Here is a 22424-nt window from a genome sequence, read left to right as displayed (position 1 = left end):
TAGGGTTGTTGACCGGACCAGGCGCCCTCCTTTCCATTAGAAATATCTAAATGTTTAAAAATTGGGACTGTCACCGACCGATACATTTCGATCTTAGACTTTCTTAAAGATCCTCTCGTATAATCTCCGAGGGACTATCCCTTTTGGGGTAACCTCGTTCTTTCCGCCTATTTCCACAGCCAAGCTCAAGATAGGGCGCGTGGTTTGGCTGTGCAAAGACAAAGCTATTTTCGAAAGCTAACATGTGGGGTCTGTCGTGGGTGCTGGACAAACGCTGACACTGCCGGTCGGGGCAACGGACTACTTCTTCGCCAAGGGCGAAGCCTGGACCGGAATCGTCGGAACCGGCACGCGCGGCATCGTGCTCCAGACCATGGGCAACACGCTCTACGTCTCGCGGCTTGACCACATCATCGGCGGCGTCAATCCACCGAATTCGGTGGTGAAGGACGTCGTCACGCTGCTGCCCTACAACGGCGGCAACACCATCAGCGTCCGGCTGCTGGAAACGATGTACGGCAGCAACGGCAAGGACGTGCTCCTGCTGTCCAGCACCGGCTCCTCCATGGCGGTGGAGAGCATCGAGACGATCATCGGCGCCTCCACCGGCACCAACCTGATCGTCCTCACCAGTACGACCGGCAACACGATGTCGGTTGGCTACCTGAAGTCGATCGTCGGCGGCAGCGGCAACGACATCATCACCTTCGGAGCGGCCGGCGAGGGTGGCACCACGGCCGCGATCGGCAATGTGGAGAAGGTGATCGGGACCGACGGAAATGCGGATATCCTGGCCACGGTCGGCGGCACGAGCAACACCGTCACGCTCCAGGGCATCGAGGTCTTCCTCGGCAACGGCAACGCCAACGTCAGCGACGTCCTGACCCTCGGCGGCGGCGGCACGATCGGCGTCTCCTACGTCGAGACGGTGATCGGCAGCAGCGCCCGCGACGTCGTGACCTACGGTTACGTGCTCGGCTCGGCAAACCTGAAGACCGGCGGTGGCACAGTTGCCGTCTCCTCGGTCGAACTGCTCGTCGGCGGCACCAGCTTCAAGAACGCCGGCGTCCTGCTGGATGTCGGCAACACGATGACCGTCGCCAGCCTGAACACCCTGATCGGCGGCAGCGGCAACGACGTCATCACCATGGCGCTGCGGGACGGCACGCCGATCGTCGGCACCACGCCCATCGCATGGAACACCGTCGGCAACACCATGCAGGTGTCGCTGCTGGAAACCATCATCGGCTCCTCCGGCGACGACGCGGTGGTGTCCCTGTACAATCAGGATTCCACGATGCGCGTCTCGGCGGTCGAGACGCTGGTTGGCCGCGCCGGCGCCGAGACGATGATTCTCGGCGACATCGGCAATACGGTAGCGATCGAGGCGCTGGAGACCCTGGTCGGCAGCACCGGCAAGGACGTCGTCAGCCTCACCGCCGCCGCATCGTTGCGCGGCGTGACCGTAGCGGTTGCGGCGGTCGAGACGCTGATCGGCGGCACCGGCACGGATGTTTTCATTTTCAACCAACCGTCCGGTACGGTGTTCGTATCGGGTGTGGAAACCGTCTATTTCGGCAACCAGTCCATCGATCTCGACGGCGCGGACCAACTCGTCGCCTTCCCGATCGCTGCAGTCCCCCCATCCACGCCCGCCCTAAGCCTCGCTTCCGACACCGGCGTCCTGGGCGATTCCCGGACCAGTATGACGCTGCCGACCCTGACCGGGACGGCCGCCGCCAACAGCGTGGTCAACCTCTACGGCAATGGTACGGCGCTTGGCAGCGGCACCACCAACGGTTCGGGGCAGTGGGCAATCACCGCCAACACCGTCCTCGCCGATGGCGTGTGGACACTGACGGCTAAGACCGTCACCTCGGGCATGGAAAGCGCCGCCTCCGCCGCCCTGCTGGTGACCATCGACGCCACGGCCCCGTCCGCACCATCGCTGTCGCTCACCCCCGCGAGCGACAGCGGCGTTTCCTCCACCGATGGCATCACCAGGGTCACGACGCCGACCGCGACCGGCACCGCCGAGGCAGGAAGCGTTGTCAGCCTCTACGACGGCACCTCGCTTCTGGGCTCCACGACCGCGGATAGTGCCGGAGCGTGGTCGTTCGCCACGTCGGCCCTCTCGGTGGGCGCTCACACGCTGACCGCCCGCGCGGTCGACGCGGCCGGCAACACCGGCACCGCGTCGTCCGGCCTCGTCGTCACGGTCGACACCAACGCAACGGCTCCAACAGGGCTTGCGCTGGTGCCGGCGAGCGACACTGGCACGGCCGGCGATCGGCTGACCTCCATCACCACCCCGGCGATTTCGGGCACTGCGGAAGCCAATGCTGTCGTCAGCCTCTACGACGGCTCCGCCCTCGTCGGTAGCGCCACCGCGAACCCGAGCGGCGTCTGGCAGGCGACGCTGGGCGCGCTGTCCGAAGGCGCGCACACGCTGACGGCGCAGGCGGTCGACCAGGCCGGCAACACCAGTGGCCTGTCCACCGCCCTGACGATCACCATCGACACCACGCCGCCGACCGCGCCTTCGGCACCGACATTGACGGCGGGGTCGGACAGCGGCTCGTCCAGTTCCGACCGCCTCACCAACGTCACCGCCCCGACCTTCACCGGGACCGCCGAGGCAAGCAGCGTCATCGACCTGCTGACCGGCGGCAGCGTCGTCGGTACGGCGACAGCCGATCTCTCGGGCCTCTGGACCATCACCGCCAGCGCCCAGGGCGAAGGCGGCCACACCTTCACCACCCGCTCGCGCGACGCCGCCGGCAACACGCGCGACGGTTCCGGCAGCCTTCTTGTCACCATCGACACCACGGCGCCCGACGCGCCGGGCGGCGTCAAGCTGACGGCGGCGACCGACAGCGGGCGCAGCACGACCGACGGCGTGACCAGCAACACCTCGCCCGTTGTCACCGGCACCGCCGGGCTCGGCAGCACCGTCGCACTCTACGACGGGGCGTCCCTGCTGGGCTCGGCCACCGTCAACGCGCAGGGCAACTGGGAATTCGCGACCAGCGGCCTGTCCGTCGGCGACCATACGCTGACCGCCCGCGCGGTCGACGCCGCTGGTAACACCGGGGCCGCCTCCTCGGACCTCGTCGTCACAGTCGACACCAACGCGGCGCCCCCGACCGGGCTGGCGCTGACCGGCGCGTCGGACACCGGCGTTCCGGGCGACCGCATCACCAAGGACACCGCACCGGCAGTCGCCGGTACGGCCGAAGGATCGAGCGTCGTCACCCTCTACGAGGGCTCGACCGTGCTGGGCCAGGCGACAGCCGCGGCCGGCGGCCAGTGGACCATCATCCCCTCGGGCTTGTCGGGCGGAAACCACACCCTGGTCGCGCGCTCGGTCGATCTGGCCGGCAACACTTCGGTCGACAGCGCGGCGCTGGTGATCACCGTCGACGTGGTGGCCCCCGACGCCCCGGTCGGGGTCGCGCTCGCCTCCGGCTCGGACAGCGGCACGCCCGGCGACGACGGCACGCGGATCGAGACGCCGACGATCACCGGCACGGCCGAGGTCGGCAGCACGGTGTCGCTCTACGACGGCGCCACGCTGCTGGGGACCGCGCTCGCGGATTCCGGCACCGGGGCGTGGTCGATCGTCACCTCATCGCTTGGCGCCGGGGCGCACACGCTGACTGCGAAGGCGACCGACACGGCGGGCAACACCGGCGCGGCGTCAGCCACCCTGATCGTCACCATCGACACCCAGTCCGACCAGCCGACCGGTCTCGCGCTGACCACGGCGTCGGACAGCGGCAGTTCCAGCACCGACCGCCTGACCAACGTCATCACCCCGACCGTCACCGGCACCGCCGAGGCCGGGGCCACGGTCACGCTCTACAGCGATGGATCGGCCGTCGGCACCGCCGTCGCCAACAACAGCGGCCTGTGGTCAGTCACCAGCTCGGCGCTGAGCCCCGGTCTCCAGACACTGACCGCCCGCGCCGTGGACGTGGCCGGAAACACCAGTGCCGCTTCCGCCGGGTTGGCCATCACGATCGACACCAGCGCGCCGGACATCGGGGTGCTGACCGGCAACGGCGACCTAGTTGCGCCAACCATCTCTGGCACTGCCGAAGCTGGCAGCGTGATTTCGCTTTATGACAGCTCCGCCGCGACCACCCTGCTCGGCATCGCAACAGCGGCGGACGGCAGCGGTGCGTGGTCGATCACGACTCCGGAATTCGCAGGCGGAACCTACACGCTAACAGCACGTGCGGTGGACGCCGCCGGCAACACCAGCACCGACTCCGAACTCCAGGTCACGCTGACCGGCCGGGTCGGTATCCCTGGTGGGCTGGCGCTGACCAGCCTGTCCGACACCGGTGCCTCGAACAGCGACCGCATCACCAGCAATGTCTCGCCGGTCGTTACCGGCACCGCGCAGGCCGGCGGCACCGTCACCCTGTCCACCGAGTTGAACGTCGTCATCGGCACCGCGGTCGCCGACGGTAGCACCGGCCAATGGACGATCAGCCCAGGAACCACGCTGCCGGAGGGCACCCACACCCTCAGGGCCAGCGGCCAGCATAATGGCACGGCGCTCGGCATCTCGTCAGGCCTGACGATCACCATCGACGTCACCGCTCCGGACATGCCCAGCAGCTTGGGGTTGCAGACCCGGTCCGACAGCGGCCTGTCCGGCACCGACCGCATCACCAACGCCGCGAACCCCATCGTGACCGGCAGCGCTGAGGCCGGCAGCATAGTCACGCTGTACGATACGGACGGCTCGACCGTGGTCGGTCTGGCGACCAGCGACGTTGGTGGCCAGTGGGCAGTCACCAGCACGCTGGTCGCCGGCACGCACGACCTCACCGCCAAGGTGGTCGACGTGGCCGGCAACACCAGCCCGGCCTCGGCCACGCTGACGGTGACCATCGACCGCACCGGCGACACGCCGGCCATCCTGACGCTGGTTTCCGACAGCAGCACGACGGGTGACGGAATCACCAATGTGCTGGCCCCGACGCTGGCCGGCACGGCGGAGGCCGGTGGCACCGTGTCGCTCTACAAGGGCGGAAACCTGCTCGGCACCGGCACCGCCGACAATGCGGGCGCCTGGACCATCACCACCTCCGCGCTCGGCAACGGCTCGCACGATCTGACGGCCCGCCTGGTGGACCTCGCCGGCAACACCAGCCCGATGTCGGGGAGTTTTGCCGTCACCATCGACGCGATGGCTCCCGACGCTCCGGGCGCCCTCACCTTGTCCGCGGACAGCGCCGCCACGGGCGACGGGATCACCAACATCGCGGCGCAGACGATCAGCGGGACCGCCGAAGCCGACAGCCGCGTCGTCCTCTACGACGGCACCACGGTACTGGGGACAGCAACTGCGACCGGAGGCACTTGGGCCATCTCGGCCGGCACGCTGGCGGCGGGACCCCACACCCTCACCGCCAAGGCCGTCGATGCGGCCGGCAACACCGGTGCCGCTTCGGCAGGGCTGGTCGTCACCATCGACACCGCCACGCCGGACCCGAGCGGCCTCGCGCTGACCGCCGCGTCGGATACCGGCCTGTCGCCGAGCGATCGCCGGACCAAGGCAACGACCCTGTCGCTCACCGGCTCGGCCGAGGCAAACAGCACCGTCACCCTGTACGACAACGGATCGGGGGCGCCGCTCGGCACGGCGGTGGCTGACGGCACCGGCGCATGGTCCTTCACCGCGTCGGGCTTCACAGAGGGCGAGCACACCCTGACCGCCACCGCCGCGGACTTGGCCGGCAACACCTCGACGGGTGCGGGAACACTGACGGTGACGATCGACCTGACGGTCACGGATCCGGCGGCCCCGGTGCTGGCCGCGACATCGGACACCGGTACGATCGGCGACAACCGCACGCGGCTTCTGTCGCCGACCATCACAGGCACGGTCGAAGCCGGTGCTCAGGTGTCGCTCTATGACGGTGGCGGCTTCGTCGGCATGACCACGGCGAACGGCGCTGGGCTCTGGGAGATTACGGCGCCGCTCGCTGCCGGTGACCATACGCTGACCACGCGGCTGGTCGACTTGGCCGGCAACAGCTCGAACGCCTCGGCCAACCTCGTCATCAGCATCGACGCCTCCGCGCCCGATGCGCCGGTCGGGCTCGCCCTTGATCCAGCTTCCGACAGTTCCACAGTGGGCGACCGCCTGACCAAGGTGGTGACGCCGACACTGACCGGAACGGCGGAGGCGGCCAGCACTGTCCTGCTCTATGCCGGCTCGACCAGCGTCGGCACCGCCACTGCCGACGTGACGACCGGCGCCTGGACGGTTACGACCGGTAGCCTCGCCGACGGCATCCATACTCTGACCGCTCGCTCGGTCGACACCGCCGGCAACACCAGCGTCGCCTCGGGCACGCTGCTGGTGACCATAGATACCACCACGCCCGTCCCGACGGGCGTGGGGCTCACGGCGGCGACCGACAGCGGGCGATTGTCCACCGACGCCATCACCAGGGTCAAGGCGCCGACCGTCGCCGGCACCGCCGAGGCCGGTGCGATCGTAACGCTGTACGAAGGCGGGACGCTGCTCGGCTCGGGCACGGCTAGCAACGCCGGCCTGTGGTTCGTCGCAACGCCGACGCTCGCCTCCGGCCCACACACGCTGGACGCCGTCGTGGTGGATGGCGCCGGCAATACCACCACGGCCTCCAACATTCTAACCGTCACCATCGACCTGTCGACGGCGGCCCCGACCGGTCTCACCCTCGCTTCGGACAGCGGCCTGGACCTCACGGACCGGCTGACCAACGTCGTCACTCCCCTGGTCACCGGTACGGCCGAGGCGAGTGCCGCCGTGCAGCTCTACGAGGGAACACGCCTGCTCGGCTCCACCACCGCCGATAGCAGCGGAAGCTGGACACTGACCAGCAACACCCTGATCAACGGCCTCCACACGTTGAGCGCGGTCACAGTCGACCTCGCGGGCAACACCTCGGCGGCCTCGGCGGGTCTGGTCGTCACCATTGACACCGTGAACGACGCGCCGACTGGCCTCGCCTTGTCGGCGGCGAGCGACACCGGCATCTCCCAGACCGACGGGCTGACCCGTCTCGCCACGCCCGCCGTGGTCGGCACAGCCGAGGCGCTCAGCGTCGTCACCCTCTACGAGGGCGGATCGGTGATGGGTATGGCCACCTCCAACGCGCAAGGCGCCTTCACCGTCGCCAGCAGCGCGCTGTCGGCGGGTAGCCACACGCTGACCGTGCGCAGTGTCGACCGTGCGGGGAACACCTCGACCGCGTCGAGCGGCCTCGTGGTGTCCGTAGACCTCTCCACGGTCCAGCCGACCATCGCGATGGCGCAGGGTTCGGACACCGGTGCCTCGAACAGCGACCGCATCACCGCGGCGACCCAGCCGGTCATCTACGGCACGGCTGAAGCCGGAAGTACCGTCACGGTATACGCCGGCAACCTGGCGGTGGGCACGGCCGAGGCATCGACGTTGGGCGCTTGGTCGATCCAGACCAACACGTTGGCGGCCGGCAACCACAGCATGACCGCCATAGCGGTCGATGCGGCGGGCAACACCTCGGCGGCGTCGACGACCCTGATGGTGACGATCGACACCTTGGCGATCACCCCCTCGCTGGGCCTGTCGACCGCGACGAACAGCGGGCTGACCAGCGACACCGTCACCAATGACTCGACCCCCGACCTTACCGGCTCGATGGAGCCGGGCGGTGTGATCAGCCTGTACGAGGGAGCCACGTTGCGCGGTTCCGCCACCGCAGACCAGTCGGGCGTGTGGACCGTCACCAGTTCCCAGCTTTCCAACGGCAACCACACGCTGACCGCACGCGGCATCGACCTCGCCGGCAACACCAGTGACGTTTCGAGCGCCCTGGTCGTCACCATCGACACCATCGCGCCGAGCGCCGCGACGGGGATGGCGCTCGCAGCGGGTTCGGACGTCGGACTCAGCTCGAGCGACCGCATCACCCGCATCACCACGCCCAGTTTCACCGGCTCGGCCGAGGCGAACAGCACCATCACCCTGTACGACGGCAACACGGTGATCGGCACGGCGCTCGCGAACGGGGCCGGAAACTGGACGGTCACCTCCGCCAGCACCCTGACCAGCGGCCAGCACAGCTTCCGGGTCACTGTTGCCGACCTTGCCGGCAACGTCAGCGCGGCGAGTTCCCCGCTCAGCGTCACGATCGACACCACGGCACCCACTCTTTCGGCGCTCTCGCTCACGGCCGCGACGGACACCGGAACGTCCAGCACGGACGGCATCACGCGCAACCCCGCACCGACCGTCACTGGCACGGTTAAGGCAAACAGTGCCGTGACCGTCTATGATGGCGGCACGGCGCTCGGAACAGTGACCGCGAATGGGTTGGGGATCTGGTCGCTCGGCCTGCCGACGCTGGCCGCTGCCACCCACACCCTGTCCGCCGTCGCGATGGACAGGGCAGGTAACACCTCCAGTCCCTCGGCGAACTTCCTCGTCACCATCGATACCTCGGCGGCCACGCCGACCGGTCTCGCTCTGTCGGTGGACAGTGGCATCTCCGGCACCGACCGCCTGATCAACACCGGGACCCCCACCCTGGTCGGCAGCGTCGGCACGGCAGAGGCGAACGGCATCGTCCAGCTCTATGACGGCGCCAGCCTCGTCGGCATCGGCACCGCCGGAGGCGATGGCCAGTTCACGGTCGCCAGCAGCGGCCTCAGTGCCGGTACCCACAGCCTGACGGCCAAGCTCGTCGATCTTGCCGGCAACACCAGCGGCGCCTCGACCGCGCTCGCCGTCACCATCGACCTCACCGCGCCGGGGGCGCCGGACACGCTGGCGCTGAGCAGCGCATCGGACAACGGCGCGCTCCCGAACGACCGCATCACGTCCGTGACCATCCCGACCGTAACCGGCACGGCAGAAGCCGGCAGCACAGTCGTGCTTTATGACGGCACCACCGCGCTCGGGACCGCCACCGCGACGGGCGGTGCCTGGACGATCACCGCCGGGTCGGCGCTCGCGGGCTCCGACACCGGCACGGCGCATTCGCTGTTCGCCGTCGCCATCGACGCGGCCGGCAACACCGGCGCCGCGTCTTCCACCCTAATGGTGACAATCGACACCGGTGCCGTGGCGCCGAGCGGGCTGGCGCTGGCTGCGGCCTCCGACAGCGGCATCCTGGGCGATCTGCGCACCTCCAGCCAGACCCCAACGATTAACGGGCTGGCCGAGGCGGGCAGCATCGTCACCCTGTTCGAGAAAGACCCGAACGACGTCCACAACCCTATAAAAAACCTCGGCGGCGCCACGGCGGACGGTGCTGGCTTCTGGGCCGTCACCAGCACCCAGACCCTGGTAGGCGGAAGCGGCACGGCGCATACCCTGTTCGCGACCATCGTGGACCTGGCGGGCAACACCAGCACCGCGTCCACACCAGAGCTCATCGTCACCGTCGACACCGTTCCCGACAGCGTCACCGTCGCGCTCGACAGCTCTTCGGACGATGGCGTCCAAGGCGACCGCATCACAGGCAAAACGACACCGATTCTGACCGGCATCGCGGGAGACAACCGACCGGTCGTCGTCTCGCTGGATGGCACGCCGCAGGCGACGGTGACGGCCAACGGGTCCGGCATCTGGCTCTACACCGCCGGGCCGCTCGGCGGGGGCGCCCACAACGTCAGCATCTCCTCAGATGACGGCAGCGGCAACATCGGCACCGACGGCGTGACGATCACCATCGATGTGGCCGGCGACACGCCGAGCACGCCGACGCTCGCCGCCGGGTCCGACAGCGGCCGCAACACCACCGACAACCGGACCAACATCGTCACCCCGACGATCCTGGGATCGGCCGAGGCGGGCGGCACCGTCACCCTCTACGACAACGGCGGTGTCATCGGAACCGTCACCGCCAGCGGGCTGGGCACCTGGGTCTTCACCACGCCCAGCCTGGGATCGGGGGATCATACCCTGACCGCCAGCGTGGTGGACGTCACCGGCAACACCAGCGGCCAGTCCTCCGGCCTCGTCGTCACCATCGACACGGTGGCGGCAAACCCGACCGGGCTGGCACTGGCGGCTTCGACCAACAGCGGCAGCCTGCTCGACAGCATCACTCGCTTCACCGCGCCTGTCGTCACCGGTACGGCCGAGGCCAACAACGCCGTCATGCTGTACGACGGCACGACGCTGGTCGGCATCTCGACCGCCGACGGCACCGGCGCCTGGTCGATCCAGTCGGGCGGCCTGGCCGAGGGCACCCGCACCCTGACGGCACGGACCATCGATGTCGCCGGAAACACCAGCAACGCTTCGGGCGCGCTGCTCGTCACCATCGACAGCACGGCACCGGGCTCGCCGACCCTCGCCCTGGCGGCAGCCTCTGACAGCGGCATCCTATCCAACGACCGGCTGACGAACATCACGTCGCCCACCGTCACCGGGTCGGCCGACGCCGGCAGCACGGTGACCCTCTACGACGGCACCACCAGCCTCGGCACGGTGACCGCCGGCGGAGGGGGGGGGTGGACGATCACCACCTCGGCTTCGCTGTCGGCAGGCTTGCACAGCCTGACGGCACTCGCCGTGGACGTCGCCGGCAACACCGGCGCGGCATCCGCCGCCCTGACCGTCACCATTGACACGTCGGCGACCACACCCTCCGCCCTCGATCTGGTGACCGCGTCCGACAGCGGCGTCTCCAGCACCGACGGCATCACCAACGTCACAGCGCCAACCATCCAGGGGCTCGCCGAGGCGAACAGCGTGGTGACGCTGCGCAACGGCGCAACCCCGCTCGGCACCGCCACGGCCGACGGCTCCGGCTCCTGGTCCTTCACCGCGTCGGGCTGGACCGACGGCACATACACCCTCACCGCGACCGGGGTTGACCTTGCCGGCAACACCAGCCTGGCCTCGTCCGCGCTGATCGTCACCATCGATACCGCCATCGGCGCGCCGAGCGAGTTGGCCTTCGCCATCGGCTCGGACATCGGGCGCTCGGCCAGCGACGGGATCACCAAGGTTACCACCCCGACGGTAACCGGCAACGCCGAGGCCAACAGCGTCGTCTCGCTGTACGACGGCTCCAACCTCGTCGGCCAAGCGACGGCAAGCGGAGCCGGGGCGTGGACCATCACCACAAGCGTGCTCGGCGAGGCCGCCCACACATTGACCGCCCGCGCGGCGGACGCAGCCGGCAACACCAGCGCCGCCTCGACCGCGCTGACGCTGACCATCGACACCACGATGGCAACGCCCTCGCTATTCATGGCGGTGGCCTCCGACAGCGGTTTCGACGACAGCGACCTCGTGACCAACAACGCCACCCCGACCTTCCATGGCACGGCGGAGGCTCTCAGCAGCGTTTCCCTCTATGACGGCGCCACCTTGAAGGGCACGACGACAGCGGACGCGCAAGGCAACTGGACCATCACGTCCGCCACCCTCAGCCAGGGCGCGCGGCAGATCTCGATCCAGGCGGTGGATGTCGCCGGCAACACCGCGGGCACCAACCAGATCTCGATGGTGACGGTCGATGGGAGCGGCAACACGACGATTGCCGCCTCCGGCCTGACTGTGACGATCGACATCATCGCCCCCACCCAGCCGGGTCCCCTGACGCTCGATCCCGACAGCGACAGCGGCATCGCCGGGAACGGGATAACCAACATATCCTCGCCCTCCGTCGGGGGCACGGCGGAAGCGAACGCCCGCGTCCGCCTCTATGACGGCGCGACACTGGTCGGCGAGAGCGACGCGGACGAGAACGGCGTATGGTCGGGCGTGGCCGCCGGCCTTGCCCTCGGCCTTCATACCCTCACCGCCGTGGCGGTCGATCGGGCGGGCAACAGCTCCACCGCGAGCGGCGGATTGACCCTGACCATCATGGCGGCGCCCACGGCTCCGACGGTAACACTGGCAGCTCTGTCGGACAGCGGCACCCAGGGGGACAACCGGACCAACATCCGAACGCCGACCCTGACCGGAACCACGCTGGCTTCCGGACTGGTGACGCTGTACGCCGGAGCCAACCTGCTTGGAACGACGACAGCAAACGGCAGCGGCGCCTGGACCTTCACCACCGGGACCCTGTCGGGGACGAGCCAGACGCTGACGGCGATGGTGCGGAATGCGGACGGGGTGGACTCGCCGGCCTCGGCGCCCTTCATCCTGACGCTCGACACGTTGGCCCCCACGCTGGTCGACCAGAGCCCGTCGCAGAATGCGGTGGGCGTGGCGCCCGCGTCGAGCCTGACGCTGACCTTCAGCGAAGCGGTCGCGCGCGGAACCGGCACGATCCTCGTCAAGCAGGCGGGCACCGGAAACACGGTCGCGTCGGTTGCGGTAACCGATGCAAGTCAGGTGCAGATCAACGGCGGCATGGTCACGATCAATCCCGGGGTTTCGCTGGGATACAACACCGGCTATTACCTGGACGTGCCCTCGGGCGCCTTCACAGACCTCGCAGGCAACGGCCATGCCGGGATCGGCGTTGTCGGTGGCGTCCCCGCTTTTGCCTTCACGACGATGGCGGAGCCCGCCCCCCCGCAGCCCCCGTCGACACCGGTGGTATCGACGATCGTCGATGGCGTGGCCATCCAGCAGCAGCAGACTGTCAACAGCGACGGCACGGTCTCGCGCACCATCACCATTCCAGTGGTCACGGGCTCGCGCGTCGAATCGGTCGGCAACAACAGCGTTGCGGATATTCCCCTGATCACCACCACGACCGGGCAAGCCCTGCTGACGGCACAGGTGCCGGTGGGCCTTGGCCTCCAGGTATCCGGCCAGACCGCGCCGAAAGCCGCCGGCAACTCACTCAGTGATCTGATCACCGAAATCCAGGCCAGGACCTCGGAGGGCTCGGCGGATCAGGCGAACCTGACCGGAGGCGGTTCGAGCTTCCTCTCGGCATTGCCGACCTCGACGCCTCTGCTCGTCCAGACCATTGTGCCGACAATGGGGCCGGGGAGCACTGCCAACCAGCGGCTGGTGATCAGCGCCACGCCGACCACAGCGGCCAACCCGACCATGACGGCTCTGGTCATCGACACGCGCAACCTTCCCACGGGGTCGGAAATCGAACTGGAAGATGTCGATTTCGCGGCGGTCATCGGCGCGGTCCACGTCACCGGCGGCAACGGTTCGCAGCATGTGTTCGGCGACAGCGCCAACCAGTACATGGTGCTGGGAGCGGATGACGACACCCTGCACGGTGGTGGTGGCGACGACTTCGTCGGATCGCGCGGCGGCAACGACCTCCTTTACGGCGATGCCGGCAACGACACGGTCCAGGGCGGCGAGGAGAACGATACGCTCCACGGCGGCCAGGACCATGACCTGGTCTTCGGAAACACCGGCCAGGACGTGCTGTTCGGCAACACAGGCCAGGACACCTTGTATGGCGGGCGCGGCAATGATGAGTTGCATGGTGGTCGCGACAACGACCACCTGTTCGGCGACAACGACGCCGACCACCTGTCCGGCGACCAGGGTGACGACGCGCTGTTCGGCAACACCGGCCAGGACACCCTGCTCGGCAACACCGGCCAGGACACCTTGTACGGAGGCCGTGACGACGACGTTCTCCATGGCGGTCGCGACGACGATTGGCTGTTCGGCGATGCCGGCAACGACACGCTTTGGGGAGACCTCGGAGCGGATACCCTGAGCGGCGGCCTGGGAGCGGATCTCTTCGCATTCGCCGACGGATCCGGCCGCGACGTGATCACCGACTTCCATGCTTCCGACGGCGACCGGATCGGCTTGGCGGCCGGACGGACCTACAGCGTACGCTCGGATACGTCGGGGAACGCCGTCATCGTGTTCACACAGGATGACGAGGTGACGCTGAAGGGCATCGGAACTTCGCAAGTCAACGCCGCTTGGTTCATCACCGTCTAGCCTACTGCCGCTTCCTGCCTGGGGTGGCGGCGGACGGCTGACCTTGCCCCGGCACGGTGGAGAGCTCAGCTAGCGTGTGATCCACGTTTCAAGCGGTATCGCTTGAAACGTGAATCACACGGAAGACCAAAAGCTCAGAGTGCAGCGGAAGGGGTCTGATGACGAAGACAAAGCGGTCGTTCACGGGCGAGCTCAAGCGTAAAGCCATTGCCCTGCTGGAGGGGAGTAGCCCGCCGCCGGAGCATGCCGCACGGGAGTTGAGCCTCCAGTCCCCGCTACTGCGGAACTCGCGACGGGTAGCGCAAAGCTGCCCGCCACGCTCACGGTCCCGCGTCGCTGGCTTATCCGGCACCGCCATACCCACCAAGTCGGACGCGAGAACGGCGGAGATCGTGCGATTGCGACGCGAATTGGAGCATCTCCGGCAGGATACGTGACATTTAAAAAAGCTATCTGCACCTTCTCGGAAGTGAGGAGATGGGGTTCCGCTTCATCAAGGACCACCTGGAACGATTTTCCAGCTTGGCCCGTGTGCTCGGTGCCCCGATATCGGCCAGTAGCGACTATGCATGGCGTAGGCGGCCGGAAAGCCACAGAGCCGCTGCCAACCGGCATCTTCTGCCGTGCTGGCAGGAGCCGACCTTCGTCGTCCTGTCCAAGCAGTCGACCAGCGCGTCGGATTGTATCTCCATTCCGCCCGACCGCGCGGCCGAGTTGGGCATGCGGTTGGAAATCTGAGGCCTCACAGCCCCAGCATCGCCTCCAGCGTCCGCGCATCGAAAGCGACATTGGTCCGCGGCAACACGGCGTCCTGGAGGGCATTCACGCCGAGGCGGTCATGGGGCCGGAACAGGGCGTCGTTCATCTGCCCCTGCGTGGGGGCACCGCCGTTCCTCCATTGCTCCACCGTCAGGTTGCCACCGTGCTTGGCCTTCAGCGCGGCGCCGAGCCGCCCGGCGTAGGCGTCCAGGCTCAGCGAACCGCGTGGAAGCACACTTCCGGTACCGGACGGTTGGGCAACGGTGCCATTCTGGTACAGCACCCCGACGATGGTACCGCCGCTCCGGAACACGCTGTGGACCGGCACTGCGTTCTGCCGTTCGAGCTGCGCGGCCATGTCGGCGAAGACCCGCGTGCTCGACAACTTCCCCGCCTTGAGGAAGGCCTCCGTCTCGTCCGCCTCTGCGGCGCTCGGCGCAACAGGGGTGGCCTGGATGGCGGCGAGGCCAGACACGGACAGGCGCGCGCCGGACGCGATGGAGAGGGCGATGGTGGACATGAGGCATCCTTCCTGTTCGGGATAGCGGCAGCCGGAGGTTTTGCAAGGGGCATGCCCGAATCCGGCATACGTGTGTACGTCTCCCGGCTGGTCCAATGCGCTCTTCGGCTGCTGGCGCTCTCGGACGCTGGGAAGATTCTTCCCTTTCCCATGGGGCCTCCCGGAGAGATGGACAAATCTGCCCACCGCTTTCCCGCGCCGCGCGCACGCTTGTCCGATGCCGGAAAGGAAGCGAGCCAGATCGTCATAGCCGTAGCGGATCGCCCCGTCCGGGGTCAGACCCGCACGGGTCGTCTGGACCGCGGCCGAGAACGCCACCACGTGATGACGGCCGGGATTTGCCTCTGCTTCCGGATCGACGCGAGGCTTCGGCGCGCCGGACGCGACAGTCCCAGGCCGGGCAGTTCCGGACCGGGCAATCCCGGGCTCTGCGGGATCGTGACCGCCGTTGAGCGAAATGGACCCTGATGACATGGCTCGGCCTTCCCATCTGCGGCTCGGGACCTTACGATCGGTAGACAATCCCAAAACCTACCTCTAGTAGGTTTCGGGAAGCGACGGAGGAAAAATGGACAGCGGCCGGATGGACATCGCCAGGCAGCCGGTTGCGCGGCGGCTCTCCAAGGCCGAGCGGCGGCGCCAGTTGCTCGAAACGGCGCTCGTGATCGTCCGCGAGGAAGGGGCGGACCGGCTGACGCTGGGACGCTTGGCCGAGCGCGCCGGCGTGTCCAAGCCGGTCGCGTACGACCATTTCGAGACGCGGTCGGGTCTGCTGATCGAGCTCTATCGCCTGATCGATGTCGAGCGGGTCAATGCCTTCCGCGACGCGATGGCCGCCGGCGAGCGGAGCCGCGAAGAAACCGTCCGGGCTCTCGCGGCCGCCTACATTGAGTGTGCCGCCGAAACCGACGGCGAATTCCACGCCATCGGTGCGGCGCTCGCAGGCAGCGAGGAGAAGGCCGCGGTGTTCCAGGAGCTGCTCGACAACTGCGTCCGGATGTTCGTCTCGGTGTTGCAGCCGCACAGCGCCCTGCCGCCCGCGGACTTGGAACGGCTCTGCATCGGCCTCGTCGGTGCGGGCGAGGCGCTGTCGGGTGCGGTGGTGCGCGGCAAGTGCGGCAGGGCCGACGCCGCAGCCACCTTCGCCGCGACGATCCAGGGCGGGCTGACGGCGGCGAAGGCACCGGCAGGCGCCTGACCACCGGGTGGCCCGGCTACTCCAGCAGGGTCAGGGGCAGTGCCGTGGTGTGCTTGATCTCAGACAGCGCGATGGCGGAATTGGTTTCGCGCACCGCCGGAAGCTGGGACAGCTTCTCGCGGAAGAAGTGCTCGTACGACTCCACGTCCCGTGCCACCACCTTGATGATGTAATCGGTGGCGCCCAGCAGCGTGTAGCATTCCAGCACTTCCGGTAGCCGGCGCACAGTCTCCTCGAACTCGGGCAAGGTGCGGCGGCCATGGGCGGCAAGCTTCACCTGCGCGAACACCAGGACGTTCAGCCCGAGCTTCTTCCGGTCCAGCAGCGTCGCGCGCAGGCGGATGACGCCGTTCTCCTCCATCCGTTTGATCCGGCGCCAGCAGGGCGCCTGCGACAGCCCGACCCGCTCGGCGATCTCGGCGCTCGACAACTGGGCGTCGGATTGCAGCAGGGTCAGGATGTGGCGGTCGATGGCATCGAGTTCGATCTGCATGACGAGCTGCTCCGAGGCGGCCGATAACGAATTGAACAATGCGTCTTCTCGCCGACTTTGGCATTAGAACGCAAAGAAAATTCGCTGCGCCAACGGTATAATCGGCGACGGTCCGGCCTTCCCGGCCTGCGGGGACGATCAGTTCATCACCCTCGTTCTCCGTCATCGCCGTCTCCCGGACAGGAAAGCCCGATGCCACCGCCTGCGATTGGGAGGACTGCCATGGACGCCCCCGTGCCTGTTCAGGCACCATTGAACCTGCATGTTCCGGAGCCCCCGCAGCGGCCCGGCAGCGAGATCGATTTCAGCGCCCTCGTGGTGCCGCCGGCGGGCGCCACCCGACGGCCCGACACCGGCACTCCGGCGGCGGAGATGACCGACCTCGCCTACGGCCTGGTCCGCGTCCTCGACGATCAGGGACATGCGGTCGGCCCCTGGGATCCGGGGCTCGATCCCGACACGCTGGTGCGCGGCCTGCGGTCGATGATGACGGTGCGTGCCTACGACGAGCGGATGCAGCGAGCCCAGCGCCAGGGCAAGACGTCCTTCTACATGAAATGCACCGGGGAGGAGGCGATCGCCGTGGCGCAGGCGATGGCGGTCGACCGGTCGGACATGCTGTTCCCCACCTACCGGCAGCAGGGGCTGCTGATCGCGCGCGACTGGCCGCTGGCCGACATGATGTGCCAGGTCTTCTCCAATGCCGGCGACCGGCTGAAGGGCCGGCAGATGCCGGTCTTCTATTCCAGCAGGGAGGCCGGCTTCTTCTCGATCTCCGGCAATCTCGGGACGCAGTACAGCCAGGCGGTGGGCTGGGCGATGGCCTCGGCGATCAAGGGCGACACCCGCATCGCCGCGGCCTGGATCGGCGAGGGCGCCACGGCGGAGGGCGACTTCCACCATGCCCTGACCTTCGCATCGGTCTACCGCGCCCCGGTGATCCTGAACGTCGTCAACAACCACTGGGCCATCTCCTCCTTCCACGGCATCGCCGGCGGGGAGCGCACGACCTTCGCGGCGCGCGGCCTAGGATACGGCATCCCCAGCCTACGGGTGGACGGCAACGACTTCCTGGCGGTCCATGCGGCGACGCGCTGGGCGGCGGCACGGGCACGCGCCAACCTCGGCCCGACGTTGATCGAGCTGTTCACCTACCGCGCCGCCGCCCATTCCACCAGCGACGACCCCGGCAAGTACCGGCCGGAGAATGCCGGCGCGCATTGGCCGCTGGGCGATCCGATCGACCGGCTGCGCCAGCACCTGACCGCAAGCGGCGTCTGGTCGGAGGCCCGGCAGGAGGCGCTGGCCCGGGAGGTGGCGGAGACGGTCCAGGCCGCCGGCAAGGAGGCCGAGGCCCTCGGCACCCTCGACAAGGGGCCGTTCCATTCCGCCCGCACGATGTTCGAGGACGTCTACAAGACCATGCCCTGGCATCTGGAACGCCAGCGCCGGCAGGCGGGAGTCTGAACGATGGCGACCATGACCATGGTCCAGGCGCTGAACGCCGCGATGGACGAGATGCTGACGCGCGACGGCGACGTGGTCGTGCTGGGCGAGGATGTCGGCTATTTCGGCGGCGTGTTCCGCTGCACCGACGGACTGCAGCGCAAGCATGGGCGCACCCGCGTCTTCGACACCCCGATCACCGAGGCCGGCATCATGGGGATCGCCGTCGGCATGGCCGCCTACGGCCTGCGCCCGGTCGCCGAGATGCAGTTCGCCGACTACATCTACCCGGCCTGCGACCAGTTGATCTCCGAGGCGGCGCGGCTGCGCTACCGCTCCGGCGGCGAGTTCACCGCCCCCGTCACCGTGCGGGCGCCCTATGGCGGCGGCATCTTCGGCGGCCAGACCCACAGCCAGAGTCCGGAGGCGATCTTCACCCACGTCGCCGGGATGAAGACGGTGATCCCCTCCACCCCCTATGACGCCAAGGGGCTGCTGATCGCCGCCATCGAGGACGACGACCCCGTGATGTTCTTCGAGCCCAAGCGCCTCTACAACGGCCCGTTCGAGGGGTATCACGACCGCCCGGTGGTCCCCTGGGCCAAGCATCCCGCCAGCGAGGTGCCGGACGGCCATTACGCCATCCCGCTCGGCAAGGCGGCCACGGTGCGCAGCGGCGGCGCCGTCACCATCCTCGCCTACGGCACCATGGTCCATGTGGCGCTGGCCGCCGCCCGCGACGCCCAGGTCGACGCCGAGATCCTCGACCTGCGCACCCTGGTGCCAGTCGACATCGAGGCGATCGAGGCGTCGGTGCGCAAGACCGGCCGCTGCGTGATCGTGCACGAGGCGACCCGGACCGGCGGCTTCGGCGCCGAGCTGTCCGCCCTGGTGCAGGAGCATTGCTTCCATCACCTGGAGACGCCGATCGAGCGGGTCACCGGCTGGGACACGCCCTACCCGCATGCCTTCGAGTGGGAGTATTTCCCCGGCCCGGCCCGGATCGCCGAGGCGCTGCGCCGCGTTATGGAGGAGTGATCATGGCGCGCCATGTCTTCAAGCTGCCCGACGTCGGCGAGGGCACGGCCGAGGCCGAGATCGTCGCCTGGCACGTCGCGCCCGGCGACCGCGTCGCCGAGGACCAGACCCTGGTCGATGTCATGACGGACAAGGCGACGGTCGAGATCCCGTCGCCGGTGGCCGGTACGGTTCTCTCGATCAACGGCGAGCCCGGCGCGATGCTGGCGGTCGGCTCCGAATTGGTGGTGCTGGAGGTCGAGGGGACGGGCGACCGGACCGACGCCGCCGCTCCTGCCGATGCCCCAGGAGATGCCCCTGGAGCACCCGTCGCCGCGGCATCTCCGGCGTCCGCCACCGCCACCGCCGTCGCAGCCGTGCTTGCGGGCGAACCCGCGCCGGAACCGGCGGCAACCGCGCCGGACCCGACGGCGCCCGCCCTGCTGGTCCGCCGACCGCCCGGCACCAAGCCGACCGCCTCACCGGCGGTGCGGCGTCGTGCCTGGGACCTCGGCATTCCCCTGCAGTTCGTCACCGGCTCCGGCCCCGGCGGCCGGATCCTGCATCGCGACCTCGACCGTCACCTTGCGGACGGGGCGGAGACCGGTGGCGTCGCCGTTGCCGAACGGCCGCCCCCGCTGGCCCGGACCGGGGTGTCCGAGGTGCCGGTGCGCGGCCTGCGCCGCAGGATCGCCGAGAGCATGCAGGAGGCCAAACGCCACATCCCGCATTTCTCCTATATCGAGGAGGTCGACGTCACCGCCCTGGAGGAGTTGCGCCTCCACGTCAACTCCGGCGGCCAGGACGCCGACGGCGCCGTGGCCCGCCCGAAGCTGACCCTGCTGCCCTTCCTGATCCGCGCCCTGGTGCGGGTGCTGCCGGATTTTCCGCAGATCAACGCCCGCTACGACGACGCGGCGAACGTCGTCCACCGGTTCGAGGCGGTGCATGCCGGCATCGCGACCCAGACGCCGGGCGGGCTGGTGGTTCCGGTCGTCCGCCATGCCGAGGCGCTTGACCTGTGGCAGGCGGCCGACGCGGTCCGCAGGCTGGCCGCCGCCGCGCGCGACGGGCAGGCCACGCGGGAGCAGCTCAGCGGCTCCACCATCACCATCACCAGTCTGGGCGCGCTGGGCGGCCTCGCCACCACGCCGATCATCAACCGGCCGGAGGTCGCCATCGTCGGCATCAACCGGATCGTCGAACGGCCGGTGGTGCGCCGGGGCAACATCGTCGTCCGGTCGATGATGAACCTGTCCTGCTCCTTCGACCATCGGGTGGTCGACGGCTGGGACGCCGCCTCCTTCGTCCAGCGGGTGAAGAACCTGCTGGAACAGCCCGCCACCCTGTTCATGGAGCCGCCGCGATGAGCGCACCCGGCATGAAGACCGTCACCGCCAAGGTCCTGGTGGTCGGCGGCGGTCCCGGTGGCTATGTCGCCGCCATCCGCGCCGGCCAGCTCGGCCTCGACACCGTGCTGGTCGAGGCCGACCGGCTCGGCGGCACCTGCCTGATCCGCGGCTGCATCCCGTCCAAGGCGCTGATCCATGTCGCCGCCCGCTTCGAGGCGATGGCGCAGTCGGTCGGCGACGGCCGCTTCGGCATCGCGCTCGATACGCCGCCGCACCTCGACCTCGCCGCCGCCATGCGCTGGAAGGACGGCATCGTCGACCGGCTCAGCGGCGGGGTGGCCGCCCTGCTGCGCAAGGCGAAGGTGCGCCTGCTGCGCGGCTGGGCAGTCTTCTCCGACGCCAAGACCTGCACCGTCCAGGGCAGCGACGGCCCTCTGACCGTCAAGGCGGAGCATGTGATCCTCGCCACCGGCTCCGAACCCGTGCCGCTGCCGGCGCTTCCCTTCGGCGGACCGGTGCTGTCCTCGACGGAGGCGCTGTCGCTGGAGCGGCTGCCGCGCCGGCTGGCGGTGGTCGGCGGCGGCTATATCGGGCTGGAGCTGGGCAGCGCCTTCGCCAGGATGGGCTCCGCGGTGACGGTGGTCGAGGCGCAGCCGCGCCTCCTCCCGCTCTATGACGCGGCACTGACCGCGCCGGTGCGGCGCTGGTTCGAGCGGTCGGGCGTTGCCGTCCATCTCGGTGCCCGCGCTCTCGGGCTGGAGACGGACGGGGAGAAGCATCTAATGGTCGTGCGCGCGGCGGACGGCGGGACGGTCCGCGTGCCGGCCGATGCCGTGCTCTCGACGACCGGCCGCCGCCCGAGGCTCGACGGCTGGGGTTTCGAGACGATGGGCGTCGACCGCCAGGGCGCCTTCGTCGCAGTGGACGACCAGTGCCGGACCTCGATGCGCAACGTCTGGGCGATCGGCGACCTCGTCGGCGAGCCGATGCTGGCCCACAAGGCGTCGGCGCAGGGCGAGATGGTGGCGGAGATCATCGCTGGCCACCGCCGCCGCTTCGCCCCGGCCGCGATCCCGGCGGTCTGCTTCACCGAACCGGAGATCGTCAGCGTCGGCCTGTCGCCCGACGAGGCGGCGGCGCAGGGGATCGACGCGATCGTCGACCAGTTCCCCTTCGCCGCCAACGGCCGTGCCCTCACCCTGGATGGCGGCCGGATGGACGTCGGCGAAAGCGGCTTCGTCCGGCTGGTCGCGCGGCGTGACGACCGGCGGCTGCTCGGCATCCAGGCGGTCGGCGCCCATGTCTCCGAGTTGTCGGGGGAGTTCGCGCTGGCGCTGGAAATGGGGGCGGAGCTGGAGGATGTGGCGGGAACCATCCATGCCCATCCGACGCTGGGTGAATCCTTCCACGAGACGGCGCTCCGGCTGTTAGGACGGCCGCTCCATATCTGATCCGCCGTTTCCCGGAAAGCCGACCTTCGGCGCCACACTGACGCCGCATGGGCGCGGGATCGTCGATTGCCGGCCTTGATGACAGGCTCGGGGCAAGCATATCCGCCCGGACCGGTCCCGCTTTCGGGCACGGCCCGTCATGGCGCTCCTGCCGCCAGCCTCGGCATCGGTCGCGGACGGGGCGCTTGTCCGGCGGCTGCGAGGAATGCCCGGGAGTCGCTGGCATCCCCCAGCGGCGCCAGCGGCCTTTCCCTTTGCGTGCGGCATTTTCCGTCCGTGCGTCCGTCATCAGACCGG

9 protein-coding genes are annotated in these 22424 nt (G+C 68.8%); 7 read left to right on the top strand and 2 right to left on the bottom strand.

Annotated features, from left to right (window positions below):
• The first annotated feature begins 256 nt into the window (after window positions 1–256).
• Together J2850_RS27130 and J2850_RS27125 are read left to right on the top strand one after the other, a co-directional pair.
• Window positions 257–13891 (top strand): Ig-like domain-containing protein, encoded by a 13635-nt coding sequence (locus J2850_RS27130; protein WP_209989217.1) that lies wholly within the window; start codon window positions 257–259, stop codon window positions 13889–13891.
• Window positions 13892–14368: 477 nt separating this feature from the next.
• Window positions 14369–14629, top strand: a complete 261-nt coding sequence (locus J2850_RS27125; RefSeq protein ID WP_209989210.1) for a hypothetical protein — start codon at window positions 14369–14371, stop codon at window positions 14627–14629.
• Window positions 14630–14633: 4 nt separating this feature from the next.
• Here J2850_RS27125 and J2850_RS27120 read toward each other — a convergent pair whose 3' ends face one another.
• Entirely contained in the window at window positions 14634–15170 is a 537-nt protein-coding gene (locus J2850_RS27120; protein ID WP_209989208.1) for a hypothetical protein, read from the bottom strand.
• A 568-nt stretch (window positions 15171–15738) separates the two neighbouring features.
• Here J2850_RS27120 and J2850_RS27115 point away from each other — a divergent pair.
• The gene (locus J2850_RS27115; RefSeq protein WP_209989204.1) at window positions 15739–16368 is read left to right on the top strand and encodes a TetR/AcrR family transcriptional regulator; all 630 of its coding nucleotides are present in this window, start codon (window positions 15739–15741) and stop codon (window positions 16366–16368) included.
• Window positions 16369–16384: 16 nt separating this feature from the next.
• Here the strand turns inward: J2850_RS27115 and J2850_RS27110 are convergent, their stop codons facing one another.
• Window positions 16385–16861: an Lrp/AsnC family transcriptional regulator gene (locus tag J2850_RS27110; protein ID WP_209989202.1), complete on the bottom strand. Its 477-nt coding sequence runs from the start codon at window positions 16859–16861 to the stop codon at window positions 16385–16387.
• 222 nt (window positions 16862–17083) lie between these two features.
• Between J2850_RS27110 and J2850_RS27105 the strand changes: the two genes are divergently transcribed.
• The 4 genes from J2850_RS27105 to lpdA are packed head-to-tail and all read left to right on the top strand — an operon-like array spanning window position 17084 to window position 22127.
• Window positions 17084–18328, top strand: coding sequence for a thiamine pyrophosphate-dependent enzyme (locus tag J2850_RS27105; RefSeq protein WP_209989199.1), 1245 nt, complete (start codon window positions 17084–17086; stop codon window positions 18326–18328).
• A 3-nt stretch (window positions 18329–18331) separates the two neighbouring features.
• Window positions 18332–19345, top strand: a complete 1014-nt coding sequence (locus J2850_RS27100) for an alpha-ketoacid dehydrogenase subunit beta (RefSeq protein ID WP_209989195.1) — start codon at window positions 18332–18334, stop codon at window positions 19343–19345.
• 2 nt (window positions 19346–19347) lie between these two features.
• Window positions 19348–20694: a dihydrolipoamide acetyltransferase family protein gene (locus tag J2850_RS27095; RefSeq protein WP_209989192.1), complete on the top strand. Its 1347-nt coding sequence runs from the start codon at window positions 19348–19350 to the stop codon at window positions 20692–20694.
• Window positions 20691–22127, top strand: a complete 1437-nt coding sequence (lpdA, locus tag J2850_RS27090; protein ID WP_246513613.1) for a dihydrolipoyl dehydrogenase — start codon at window positions 20691–20693, stop codon at window positions 22125–22127. The genes J2850_RS27095 and lpdA overlap by 4 nt, the downstream gene beginning before the upstream one ends.
• The last annotated feature ends 297 nt before the right edge of the window (window positions 22128–22424 follow it).

Origin of the sequence: Azospirillum picis, assembly GCF_017876115.1 — a bacterium.
Lineage (GTDB): Bacteria > Pseudomonadota > Alphaproteobacteria > Azospirillales > Azospirillaceae > Azospirillum > Azospirillum picis.
Note: the sequence above shows the minus strand (reverse complement) of the source record. Positions and strands in the feature narration are given on the sequence as shown.

What these genes read in the sequence shown, in the direction of transcription:
- J2850_RS27095 (WP_209989192.1), top strand. Translation starts at nt 19,348, where the DNA reads ATGGCGCGCCATGTCTTCAAGCTGCCCGACGTCGGCGAGGGCACGGCC.
- J2850_RS27105 (WP_209989199.1), top strand. Translation starts at nt 17,084, where the DNA reads ATGGACGCCCCCGTGCCTGTTCAGGCACCATTGAACCTGCATGTTCCG.
- J2850_RS27110 (WP_209989202.1), bottom strand. Translation starts at nt 16,861, where the DNA reads ATGCAGATCGAACTCGATGCCATCGACCGCCACATCCTGACCCTGCTG.
- J2850_RS27100 (WP_209989195.1), top strand. Translation starts at nt 18,332, where the DNA reads ATGGCGACCATGACCATGGTCCAGGCGCTGAACGCCGCGATGGACGAG.
- J2850_RS27120 (WP_209989208.1), bottom strand. Translation starts at nt 15,170, where the DNA reads ATGTCCACCATCGCCCTCTCCATCGCGTCCGGCGCGCGCCTGTCCGTG.
- J2850_RS27115 (WP_209989204.1), top strand. Translation starts at nt 15,739, where the DNA reads ATGGACAGCGGCCGGATGGACATCGCCAGGCAGCCGGTTGCGCGGCGG.
- J2850_RS27125 (WP_209989210.1), top strand. Translation starts at nt 14,369, where the DNA reads ATGGGGTTCCGCTTCATCAAGGACCACCTGGAACGATTTTCCAGCTTG.
- lpdA (WP_246513613.1), top strand. Translation starts at nt 20,691, where the DNA reads ATGAGCGCACCCGGCATGAAGACCGTCACCGCCAAGGTCCTGGTGGTC.